Here is a 13,126-nt window from a genome sequence, read left to right as displayed (position 1 = left end):
GTTCCTGGCTATGAGTCGCCAGCCGGCGCCTGGCCTGGCGCGCCGCCCAGGTAGTAATTTCTGCTCAGGGCCATCCGTTCCTCAGAGTACTTCTCACCGCCGCCCCACGCTGCGCCAGACATGGCGCCCTGGCGCGGCGCGACCTACCCAGACTCTGGCAGGAACATTCCATGATGGACGCCTTCGAACTCCCGCTCACGCTGGTCCAGGCCCTGCGCCAACGCGCTGCGAGCACCCCCGAGCAGGTCGCCTTGCGCTTTCTGGCGGACGATCCCCGCGACCAGGCGGTGCTCAGCTACCGGGATCTCGATCAGCGTGCGCGCAGCATCGCCGCGGCGTTGCAGGCCCGCGCCGGGTTCGGCGAGCGGGCGGTGCTGCTGTTCCCAAGCGGCGCCGATTACGTGGCGGCGTTCTTCGGCTGCCTGTATGCCGGTGTCATCGCCGTGCCGGCCTACCCACCCGAATCTGCCCGCCAGCATCACCAGCAGCGCTTGCTGTCGATCATCGACGATGCCCAGCCGCGCCTGCTGCTGACCGTCGAGGCCCTGGCCAGCAGCCTCGGCGAGCTGGAGGCGCTGACCCGCATCGATGCGCCGCAGCTGCTTTCGGTCGACCACCTCGACCCCGCGCTGGCAGACAACTGGCAGGCGCCAGAGCTGGCGCCGCACGACATCGCCTTCCTGCAATACACCTCTGGCTCCACCGCCTTGCCCAAGGGCGTGCAGGTCAGCCATGGCAACCTGGTGGCCAACGAGCAACTGATTCGCCAGGGCTTTGGCATCGACCTCAACCCCGATGACGTCATCGTCAGCTGGCTGCCGCTGTACCACGACATGGGCCTGATCGGCGGGCTGCTGCAACCGATCTTCAGCGGCGTGCCCTGCGTGCTGATGTCGCCTGGCTATTTCCTCGCACGGCCGCAGCGCTGGTTGCAGGCGATCAGTGAATACGGCGGCACCATCAGCGGCGGCCCGGACTTCGCCTACCGCCTGTGCAGCGAGCGGGTCAGCGACGCCGCTCTGGCCGAGCTCGACCTGAGCCGCTGGCGGGTGGCCTATTCGGGCTCCGAGCCAATCCGCCACGACACCCTCCAAGCCTTTGCCGAGCGCTTCGCCGCCTGCCATTTCGGCGCGTCGAGCTTCTTCGCCAGCTATGGCCTGGCCGAGGCCACGCTGTTCGTCAGTGGCAGCCGGCGCGGCGCGGGTATCGCCGCGCTGGGCATCGAAGCCGAGGCGTTCGCCGCGCACCGGGTGGAGCCTGGCCACGACAGCGTGCTGATGGGCTGCGGCTTCGCCCAGCCAGGGCACGCCGTACAGGTGGTGGACACGCAGAGCCTGCAACCGCTGGCCGACAACCAGGTTGGCGAAATCTGGGCCGCCGGGCCGAGCATTGCCCAAGGCTACTGGCGCAACCCCGAAGCCACTGCGCGGACCTTCGTCGAGCGTGACGGCCAGACCTGGCTGCGCACCGGCGATCTGGGCTTTCTGCGCGGCGGCGAGCTGTTCGTCAGCGGCCGCCTGAAAGACTTGCTCATCGTGCGCGGGCAGAACCTCTACCCGCAGGACCTGGAACTGACCCTCGAGCGCGAAGTGCCGGGCCTGCGCAAGGGCCGGGTGGCGGTGTTCGCTGTCGAGCACGATGGCGCGGAGGGTATCGGCGTGGCTGTGGAGGTGGGCCGAGGGGTGCAGAAGAGCACCCCGGCCGACAGCCTGATCAAGCACATCCGCCAAGTGCTGGCCGAAGCCTGCAACCAGGCCCCGGCGGTGGTGCTGCTGCTCAACCCAGGTGGACTGCCAAAGACCTCCAGCGGCAAGCTGCAACGCTCGGCCTGCCGTCAGCGGCTGGGCGATGGCAGCCTCGATTGCTATGCACGCTTCCCGCTGCCGGCTCAACCTGCCGCGCCAGCAGCCGTAGCTGCCGGTGACTTGCAGCAGCGCATCGCCGCGCTGTGGTGCGAGCAGCTCAAGCTCGAGCGCGTGGCCGCCGATGACCACTTCCTGCTGCTGGGCGGCAACTCCATCGCCGCCGCGCAGCTAACCGCGCGGCTCAGCGATGAACTGGGCGTGGCGTTGAGCCTGCGCACCCTGTTCGAAGCGCCGCTGTTGGCCGATTACAGCGCCGCGGTGGCCGCGCTGCTGGGCGCTGCGCCGTCGACCAGCCCGGCCATGATCCGTCAGCCGCGCGACCGCGCCCTGGCGCAGTCGTTGGCGCAGAATCGCCTGTGGCTGCTGTGGCAACTGCAGCCCGAGTCGGCGGCCTACAACATCCCCGCCGGGCTGAGCCTGCGCGGCGAGCTGGACGTGGCCGCGGTGCAGGCTGCCTTCCAGGTACTGGTCGCGCGTCATGAGGCGTTGCGCACGCTGTTCAGCGAGGTCGACGGCCAGGCCCTGCAACACATCCAGCCGGCGCAGCCGTTCAGCGTGCAGCAGCGCGACTGCCGCGGGCTTGCGCCGCAGCAGGTGCTGGCGCTGCGCGAAGAGGAGGCGCAACAGCCGTTCGACCTGCGCCAGGGCCCGCTGCTGCGGGTGACCCTGGTACGCCTGGACGATGAGCTGCATCAGCTGTGGGTGACCCTGCACCACATCGTCGCTGACGGCTGGTCGCTGAACATCCTGCTCGATGAATTCGCCCGGTTGTACGCCGACCCAGGCGCCACACTACCGGCGCTGGCGCTGGGCAGCGCCGACCACGGCATCTGGCAACGCCAGTGGCTGGCCGAGGGTGAGGGCGCGCGGCAGTTGGCCTACTGGCAACAGCAGTTGGGCGATGCCCTGCCGGTGCTCGACCTGCACCCCGATCACCCGCGCAGTACCCTGCACAGCCAGCGCGCCGCGCGCCTGAGTGTGAAAGTGCCGGCGCCGCTGACCAGCGCCCTGCAGACCCTGGCGCAGGCGCAGCAGGCCAGTCTGTTCATGGTCTTGCTGGCCGGCTGGCAGGCGCTGCTGCACCGCTATACCGGCCAGGCCGACATCCGCGTCGGCGTGCCCAACGCCAACCGACCGCTGTTGGCGACCCAAGGCCTGGTCGGCTTCTTCATCAACACCCAGGTGCTGCGCGCCGAACTCGACCCGCGCCTGCCGTTCGCCGCGCTGCTCGAGCAGGTGCGCCAACGCACCCTCGAGGCCCAGGCCCATCAGGACCTGCCCTTCGAGCAACTGCTCGAGGCGCTGCCCGAGGCCCGCGAGCAGGGGCTGTTCCAGGTCATGTTCAACCATCAGCAGCGCGACCTGTCGGCGCTGCGGCGCTTGCCCGGATTGCTCGCCGAGGAACTGCCCTGGCACAGCCGCCAGGTTAAGTTCGACCTGCAACTGCACAGCGAGGAGGACCACCAGGGCCGCCTGACCCTGGCCTTCGACTACGCCGCCGAGCTGTTCGACGCCAGTACGGTGCAGCGCCTTGGCGCGCACCTGCTGGCCCTGCTGGAGCAGGTGTGTGCCCAGCCGCAGGTGGCCATCGGTGAGGTGCAGTTGCTCGATAGCGACAGCCGCCAGCAGTTGCTGACCTGGGGCCAGGCAGCGGCGACGCCCGCCACGCGCTGGCTGCCCGAACAACTCAACGAGCAGGCGCGGCTGTGTGGCGAGCGCATCGCCCTGCACTGGGACGGCGGTAGCCTGAGCTACGCCAGCCTGCACCAGCAGGCCAACCGTCTGGCGCATTACCTGCGTGACAAAGGCGTCGGCCCCGACACGTGCGTGGCGATTGCCCTGGAGCGTTCGCCGCAGTTGCTGGTCGGCCTGCTGGCGATCGTCAAGGCCGGGGGCGCCTATGTGCCGCTGGATGTCGATTATCCGGCCGAACGTCTGGCCTTCATGCTCAGTGACTGCGGCGCCGCGCTGCTGCTCAGCCACAGCGGCCTGCTGGCGCGCTTGCCGCAGTGCGAAGGGGTCAGCGCCATCGCCCTCGACCAACTGCACCTGGACAACTGGCCGAGCCAGCCGCCGCGGGTGACGCTGCACGGCGACAACCTGGCCTATGTCATCTACACCTCCGGCTCCACAGGCCAGCCCAAAGGCGTCGGCAACACCCATGCGGCAGTGGCCGAACGCTTGCAGTGGATGCAGGCTCACTACGGCCTCAGCGCTGACGATGTACTGTTGCAAAAGGCGCCGATCAGCTTCGACGTTTCGGTCTGGGAATGCTTCTGGCCGCTGCTCAGCGGCTGCTCGCTGGTGCTCGCAGGACCGGGCGAACACCGCGACCCGCAGCGCATCGCGGCGCTGGTGCAGCAGTTCGGCGTGACCACCGTGCACTTCGTGCCGCCCCTGTTGCAGGTGTTCGTGCACGAACCGCTGGCGGCCGCCTGCAGCAGCCTGCGGCGCATCTTCAGCGGCGGCGAGGCGTTGCCCGCGGCGCTGCGCGACCGGGTCTTGCAGCTGTGGCCGCAAGCACTGCTGGACAACCGCTATGGCCCCACCGAAACCGCCATCAACGTCACCCACTGGCGCTGCCAGGCCAGCGACGGTGGGTTGTCGCCGATCGGTCGGCCGCTGGGCAACGTCATCTGCCAGGTGCTCGATGATGAGCTGCAACTGAGCGCCCCGGGTGTGCCCGGCGAGCTGTGCCTGGGTGGCCTGGGCCTGGCCCGCGGTTACCTCGGCCGGCCAGGGCTGACCGCCGAGCGCTTCGTGCCGCGTGCCGATGGCCACGGCGAGCGCCTGTACCGCAGCGGTGACCGCGCCCGCTGGAACGTCCAGCATCAGGCCCTGGAATACCTCGGCCGCCTCGATCAGCAGGTGAAAGTGCGCGGTTTTCGCGTCGAGCCGGAAGAAGTGCAGGCCTGCCTGCTGGCCCAGGAGGGCGTCGAACAGGCCGTGGTGCTGATCCATGTCGATGCCGTGGGCGCGCAGTTGCTGGGTTACTACAGTGGCCGCGAGCAGAGCGAGCGCCTGCTCGCCACCCTGGCCGCGCAATTGCCGGCGTACATGGTGCCGGCGCAACTGCTGCATGTGGCGCAGATGCCGCTGGGGCCGAGCGGCAAGATCGACCGCAGCGCACTGCCGGCACCGACCTGGCAGCAGCGTCAGCACGTTGCTCCGCGCACTGGCCTGGAAATCCAGGTGGCGGCGATCTGGTGCGAGGTGCTGGGCCTGGCGCAGGTCGGCCTGCACGATGATTTCTTCGCCCTGGGCGGGCACTCGCTGCTGGCCACCCAGATCGTCTCGCGCTGCCGTCAGGCCTGTGACGTCGAGCTGCCGCTCAAGGCGCTGTTCGACGCCTGCGAGCTGGGCGCCTTCTGCGCTGAAATCGCCAGGGTCCAGGCCGCCGGTGAGCGCAACCGCCAAGGCCCGATCGCACGCATCGACCGCCGCCAGGCAGTACCGCTGTCGCATTCCCAGCAACGCATGTGGGTGCTCTGGCACATGCAGCCGGACAGCCCGGCGTACAACGTCGGCGGCATGGCCCGGCTGCGCGGTGCGCTGCACGTCGATGCCTTCGAGCGCGCCTTGCAGACGCTGCTGGCACGCCACGAAGCGCTGCGCACCACGTTCCCCAGCATCGACGGCAAGCCGCTGCAATGCGTTGCCGCCGACAGCGGCGTACAGCTGGGCTGGCATGATTTCAGCGCCCTGGCAGCGCCTGCGCGCAGTGAGGCCTTGCAGCGCCTGGCCGATGAACAGGCGCACTTGCCGTTCGACCTTGAGCGCGGGCCGCTGCTGCGCGCCTGCCTGGTCAAGAGCGCCGAGCGCGAGCACCATTTCGTGCTGACCCTGCACCACATCGTCACCGAAGGCTGGGCGATGGACATCTTCGCCCGCGAGCTGGGCGAGCTGTACGAGGCCTTCGTCGACGAGCGCGAATCGCCCCTGCCAGCGCTGGCCGTGCAGTACCTGGACTACAGCGTGTGGCAGCGCCAGTGGCTGGAAAGCGGCGAGGGCCAGCGTCAGCTCGATTACTGGAAGCAGCGCCTGGGCGATGAACACCCGCTGCTGAGCCTGCCCAGCGACCGCCCACGCCCGGCGGTGCAAAGCCACCGCGGCGGGCTGTACCGCTTCGACCTCGACCCGGCGCTGGCTGCCCGCGTGCATGCCTTCAACGCCGAGCACGGCCTGACCCTGTTCATGACCATGACCGCGACCCTGGCGATCTTGCTGCACCGCCACAGCGGGCAGCATGACCTGCGCATCGGCGCGCCGGTGGCCAACCGCATCCGCCCGGAAAGCGAAGGGTTGATCGGCGCCTTCCTCAACACCCAGGTGCTGCGCTGCGAACTGGACGGGCAGATGCCGGCCATGGCGCTGCTCGAGCAAGTACGCCAGACCATCATCGAAGGCCAGTCGCACCAGGACCTGCCCTTCGAGCAGTTGGTCGATGCCCTGCAACCGCCGCGCAGCAGCGCCTACAACCCGCTGTTCCAGGTGATGTGCAACGTGCAGCGCTGGGCCTTCCAGCAGAGCCGCGAGCTGTTGGGCATGCAGGTGGATTACCTGGTCAACGATGCCAGTGCGACCAAGTTCGACCTGTACCTGGAAGTCACCGACCTCGACGGCCGCCTTGGCTGCTGCCTGACCTACAGCCGCGACCTGTTCGACGAGCCGCGCATCGCGCGCATGGCCGAGCACTGGCAACAGTTGCTGGGCGGCCTGCTGGACGCCCCCGGGCAGCGCCTGAGCGAGCTGCCGATGCTCGGCGCCGCTGAGCGACACGCGTTGTTCAGCCAACTGCAAGGCGACCGCGACCTGAGCCTGGAGCACACCGTGCATGGCCTGTTCGCCGCCCAGGCGGCGCGTACCCCGACTGCACGCGCGCTGACCTTCGCCGGCAAGCATCTGAGCTATGCCGAGCTGGACCGAGAGGCCAACCGCCTGGCCCACGCCCTGCGCCAGCGCGGGGTCGGCCCGCAGGTGCGGGTGGGCCTGGCGCTGGAGCGTTCGCTGGAGATGGTGGTGGGCCTGCTGGCGATCCTCAAGGCCGGCGGCGCCTACGTACCGCTCGACCCCGAATACCCGCTGGAGCGCCTGCACTACATGATCGGCGACAGCCGGCTGGGCCTGCTGGTGGCCCAGCGCGCGCTGCTCCAACGCCTTGGCGAGCTGCCGGCAGGTGTCGTTACCTGGAGCCTGGAGGACGACTCCCAGGCGTTGGCCGAGTACAGCAGTGAGGCGCCGCAGGTCGCGAGCCTGGCGCAACATCAGGCGTACCTGATCTACACCTCCGGCTCCACCGGCCAGCCCAAGGGCGTGGTGGTCAGCCATGGCGAAATCGCCATGCACTGCCTGGCGGTGATCGAAGCCTTCGACATGCGCAGCGACGACTGCGAGCTGCATTTCTATTCGATCAACTTCGATGCCGCCAGCGAGCGTCTGCTGGTGCCGCTGCTGTGTGGCGCGCGGGTGGTGCTGCGCGCCCAGGGGCAGTGGGACGCCGAGCAAATCTGCCAACTGGTGCGCGAGCAGCAGGTCAGCGTGCTCGGCTTCACCCCAAGCTATGGCAGCCAGCTGGCGCAGCATCTGCAAAGCCAAGGCGAGCGCTTGCCGGTGCGCCTGGTGATTACCGGCGGTGAAGCGTTGCAGGCTGAACACGTGCAGCGCCTGCGCGAGGCGTTCGCCCCGCAGCAACTGTTCAACGCCTACGGCCCGACCGAAACCGTGGTGATGCCGCTGGCCTGCCGGGTGGCCGATGGCGTGCCTGCGCAGGAATCGAGTGTGCCCATTGGTCGGCTGATCGGCGCGCGCACGGGCTACGTGCTCGATGAAGACCTGGCGCTGTTGCCCCAGGGGGGTATCGGCGAGCTGTACATCGGTGGCGCCGGTCTGGCCCAGGGTTATCACGATCGCCCAGGGCTTAGCGCCGAACGCTTCGTCGCCGACCCGTTCGGCGCCCCCGGCGGGCGCCTGTACCGCACCGGTGACCTGGTGCGCCAGCGCAGCGACGGCCTGGTGGACTATGTTGGCCGCGCCGACCAGCAGGTGAAGATTCGCGGGTTCCGCATCGAACTGGGCGAAATCGAAAGCCGCCTGCAAGCCCATCAGGCGGTGGACGAAGCCGTGGTGCTGGCCCTCGACCTGCCCGGTGGCAAGCAGTTGGTGGGCTACCTGCTGAGCGCGCTGGCCGATGCCGAGCCTGCGGCGCAGCAGGCGCTGCGTGAAGCGGTCAAGGCCCAGGCCCGCCAGCACCTGCCCGACTACATGGTGCCGGCGCACCTGGTGCTGCTGGCGCAGTGGCCGCTGATGGGCAACGGCAAGCTCGACCGCCGCGCCTTGCCGGCACCTGACCTGCAACTGGCTCGCCAGCAGTACCAGGCGCCAGGCAACGCGCTGGAAACGCAGCTGGCGCAGGTCTGGAGCGAGGTGCTGCAAGTGCCGCAGGTGGGCGTGCAGGACAACTTCTTCGAGCTGGGCGGTGACTCGATCCTGTCGATCCAGGTGGTCAGCCGCGCGCGGCAACTGGGCTTGCAGTTCACCCCGCGTGACCTGTTCCAGCACCAGTCGATCCAGACGCTCGCCGCGGTGGTCACCCTGGGCGCTGCGCCGAGCCAGATCGAACAAGGCCCGCGCCAGGGCAGCACTGGCCTGACGCCGATCCAGCAGTGGTTCTTCGACAGCGACGTTCCGGCGCCGCAGCACTGGAACCAGGCGCTGCTGCTGAGCGCCCGCCAGCCGTTGCAGGCCGCGGCGCTGGAGCAGGCGCTGCACGCGCTGCTGGCCCACCACGACAGCCTGGGCCTGCGCTTCACCGCCGAGGGCGGGCGCTGGCAGGCGCACTATGCCGCGCCTGCCGAGCAGCGTGAGCACAGCCTGTTGTGGACGGCCAACGTGGCTGACCTGGACGACTGCCAGGCGCTGTACAGCGACGTGCAGCGCAGCCTCGATCTGGCCCAGGGGCCGCTGCTGCGCGGGCTGCTGGTGAGCGACGCCAGCGGCGCGCAGCGGCTGTTGCTGGCGATTCATCACCTGGTGGTCGATGGGGTGTCGTGGCGCGTGCTGCTGGAAGATTTGCAAACGCTGTACCGCGGCCACAGCCTGAGCGCCAAGACCCACGCCATGGGCGATTGGGCGGCACGCCTGGCGCACTACGCCAGCAGTGATTCGCTGCGTGACGAGGCGGGCTGGTGGCAGCGCGAGCTGAGCGCGGTGAGCCGCGAGCTGCCGTGCGATCACCCCCAGGGCGGCAACTTGCAGCGCCACGCGCGCTCCTTGAGCTGCGAGCTGGGCGTCGAGCACACCCGGCAACTGCTGCAACAGGCGCCGGCGGCCTACCGCACCCAGGTCAACGACCTGCTGCTCACCGCCCTGGCGCGCACCCTGTGCCAGTGGAGCGGCAGCGATGAGGTGCTGGTGCAACTGGAAGGACATGGCCGTGAAGGCCTGTTCGACGACATCGATCTGACCCGCAGCGTCGGCTGGTTCACCAACGCCTACCCGCTGCGCCTGAGCCCAGTGCCAGGCAACGACGCGGCCGCCCGCGGCGATTCGCTCAAACGGATCAAGGAGCACCTGCGCCAGGTGCCGCACAAGGGCCTGGGCTTTGGCGTGCTGCGCTACCTGGCCGAGCCGAGCACCTGCGAGCGCATGGCCGCCTTGCCCCAGGCACGCATCACCTTCAACTACCTGGGCCAGTTCGACCAGCAGTTCGACGACACCGCGCTGTGGCAGCCGGTCGATGGCCCCAGCGGCCTGGCCCATGACCTCGACGCGCCGTTGCCCAACTGGCTGAGCGTCGACGGCCAGGTGTATGGCGGCGCCCTGCAATTGCGCTGGACCTTCAGCACCGAGCGCTACGACGAGGCCACCATCGCCGAGCTGGCGGCGGCCTACCGCAGTGAGCTGCTGGCGCTGATCGAGCACTGCCTGACCCCCGGCAACGGCAGCTTCACGCCGTCGGACTTCCCTCTGGCGCAGCTCAGCCAGGCGCAGATCGAACAGTTGCCGGTGCCCAGCGCCGAGATCGAAGACGTCTACCCGCTGACGCCGATGCAGGAGGGCATGCTCCTGCACACCCTGCTCGAACCGGGCACCGGCCTTTACTACATGCAGGACCGCTACCGCATCGACAGCGCCCTCGACCCGCAGCGCTTCGCCGCCGCCTGGCAGGCCGTGGTGGCCCGGCACGAAGCCTTGCGCGCCTCGTTCAGCTGGAACGCCGGCGAGGCGATGCTGCAGATCATCCACAAACCCGGGCGCATCGAGGTCGACTACCAGGACTGGCGCGGCCTCGATCCGGCCACTCAGGAAGCGCGCCTGCAAGCCCTGCACAAGGCCGAGCGCGAGGCCGGCTTCGCCTTGCTCGAACGGCCACCGTTCCACCTGCGTCTGCTGCGCGTCGATGAGCAGCGTTACTGGTTCATGATGAGCAACCACCACATCCTCATCGATGCCTGGTGCCGTTCGCTGCTGATGAACGACTTCTTCGTGATCTACCAGGCGCTGGCCGAGGGCGCTCAGGCGCAACTGGCGCCGCCGCCGCGCTACCGCGACTACATCGCCTGGCTGCAACGTCAGGGCCTGGACGATGCGCGGCAGTGGTGGCAGCGCAACCTGACCGGCTTCGAGCGCGCCACCGCCATCCCCAGCGACCGCCCGCTGCGCCACGCTCACGCCGGTGACGGCATGCTGGTCGGCGACTGTTACACGCGGCTTGAGGTGGCGCAGGGCGCGCGTCTGCGCGAGCTGGCCCAGGCCCATCAGCTGACCGTCAACACCTTCGCCCAAGCGGCCTGGGCGCTGGTGCTGGCGCGCTACAGCGGTGAGCGCGACGTGCTCTTCGGGGTCACCGTGGCCGGGCGTCCGGTGAGCCTGCCGCAGATGCAGCGCACCGTCGGCCTGTTCATCAACAGCGTCGCCTTGCGCGTGCAACTGCCCGCCGCCGACGAGCGTTGCAGCGTGCGGCAGTGGTTGCGGGGCTTGCTGGAACGCAACATGGAACTGCGCGAGTACGAATACCTGCCGCTGGTGGCGATTCAGGCATGCAGCGAACTGCCCAAGGGCCAGCCGCTGTTCGACAGCCTGTTCGTGTTCGAGAACGCGCCGGTGGAAAGCGCCGTGCTCGACCATGCCCAGCAGTTCAACGCCAGCTCCGACTCCGGGCGTACCCACACCAACTTCCCCCTGACCGCGGTGTGCTACCCAGGCGACGACTTGGGCCTGCACCTGTCGTTCGACCAACGCTATTTCGACACGCCCACCGTCGAGCGTCTGCTGGCCGAATTCAAGCGCCTGCTGCTGGCGCTGGTCGAGCGGTTCGACGGCGATATGGCTGCCTTGCCGCTGCTCGGCGAGCAAGAACGGCGGTTCCTGCTCGATGACTGCAACCGCAGCACCCGCGACTACCCGTTGCAACGAAGCTACGTGGAACTGTTCGAGGCGCAGGTCGCGGCGCATCCGCAGCGCACCGTGGCGCGCTGCCTGGAGGCGAGCTTCGACTACGCCGGGCTCAACCTTGCCGGCAACCGCCTGGGCCATGCCCTGCGCGAGGCGGGGGTACAGCCCGATCAGCCGGTGGCGCTGCTGGCCGAGCGCGGCTTGCCGTTGCTGGGCATGATCGTCGGCAGCTTCAAGGCCGGCGCCGGCTACCTGCCGCTCGACCCGAGCCTGCCGAGTGCGCGACTGCAACGCATCGTCGAGCTCAGCCGCACGCCGCTGCTGGTGTGCACCGCCGCCTGCGCCGCGCAGGCCGAGGCGCTGCTCGACCAACTCGATGCGCTGGTGCGGCCAAGGCTGCTGGTGTGGGAGCAGGTGCAGGCCAGCGCGGTCGCCAGCCATAACCCGGGCATCTACAGCGGCCCGCAGCATTTGGCTTACGTGATCTACACCTCCGGCTCCACCGGCTTGCCCAAAGGGGTGATGGTCGAGCAGCGCGGCATGCTCAACAACCAGCTGAGCAAGGTGCCGTACCTGGCGCTGGACGAGCACGACGTGATCGCCCAGACCGCCTCGCAGAGCTTCGATATTTCCGTCTGGCAGTTCCTTGCCGCGCCGCTGTTCGGTGCCTGCGTGGAAATCGTGCCGAACGCCATCGCCCATGACCCGCAGGCCTTGCTGGCGCATGTCGAGGCCAGTGGTATCAGTGTGCTGGAAAGCGTGCCTTCACTGATTCAAGGCATGCTCGCAGACACCCATCAGGCACTCCCACGCCTGCGCTGGATGTTGCCCACCGGCGAAGCGATGCCGCCGGAGTTGGCGGCGCAATGGTTGCAGCGCTACCCACAGGTAGGCCTGGTGAATGCCTATGGCCCGGCGGAATGCTCGGATGACGTGGCATTCTTCCGCGTCGATGCCGCCTCGACCCAGGGCACTTACCTGCCGATCGGCACACCGACCGACAACAACCGCCTGTACCTGTATGGCGAAGAGCAGCAGCTGGTGCCGCTGGGCAGCGTTGGTGAGCTGTGCGTGGCCGGCACCGGAGTCGGTCGTGGCTATGTCGGTGACCCGCAGCGCACTGCGCTGGCCTTCGTGCCGCATGCCGACGGCGCTCCGGGTGAACGGCTGTACCGTACCGGTGACCTGGCGCGGCGCCGCGCCGATGGCGTACTGGAGTACGTCGGGCGTATCGACCATCAGGTGAAGATCCGCGGTTATCGCATCGAGCTGGGCGAAATCGAAGCGCGCCTGCACGAACAGCCCGAGCTGCGCGATGCCGCGGTTGCGGTGCAGCACGGCGACAACGGTGCGCATCTGGTCGGTTATCTGGTGGCCGCCCAAGGCATCAGCGCCGACGACTCCCTGCTCGATCGACTCAAGCAACGCCTGCGCGCCGAGCTGCCCGAGTACATGGTGCCGCTGCATTTCGCCTGGCTCGAGCAGTTGCCGCACAACGCCAACGGCAAGCTCGACCGCAAGGCGCTGCCGGCCATCGACATCGGCGGCCAGTTGCGTGGCGACTACCTGGCGCCGCGCGATGAGCTGGAGCAGCGCCTGGCCGAGATCTGGGCCGATGTGCTCAGGCTCGAGCGGGTCGGGGTGCGCGACTCGTTCTTCGAACTGGGCGGGCACTCGTTGCTGGCCACGCAGATCGCCTCGCGGGTACACAAGGGCCTGCAGCTCGACCTGCCGCTGCGCGCGATGTTCGAGTGCAGCACGGTGGAGGCGCTGGCCGAGTATGTGCGCGGCCTGCAGGGCAGCGTGCTGGATGACGACAAGGTCGAGCGCCTCAGTGACCTGATGGCCGAGCTGGAGGCGCTGTAACA

General features: G+C 68.7%; 1 protein-coding gene. It reads left to right on the top strand.

The annotated features are described in order from the left end of the window. Positions 1 to 170 precede the first annotated feature (170 nt). Positions 171 to 13,124: a non-ribosomal peptide synthase/polyketide synthase gene (locus tag H618_RS0103620; protein ID WP_028693769.1), complete on the top strand. Its 12,954-nt coding sequence runs from the start codon at positions 171 to 173 to the stop codon at positions 13,122 to 13,124. The last annotated feature ends 2 nt before the right edge of the window (positions 13,125 to 13,126 follow it).

The sequence above is a fragment of the Pseudomonas cremoricolorata DSM 17059 = NBRC 16634 genome (genome assembly GCF_000425745.1).
GTDB lineage: Bacteria > Pseudomonadota > Gammaproteobacteria > Pseudomonadales > Pseudomonadaceae > Aquipseudomonas > Aquipseudomonas cremoricolorata.
This window is presented reverse-complemented; position numbering and strand designations above follow the sequence as displayed.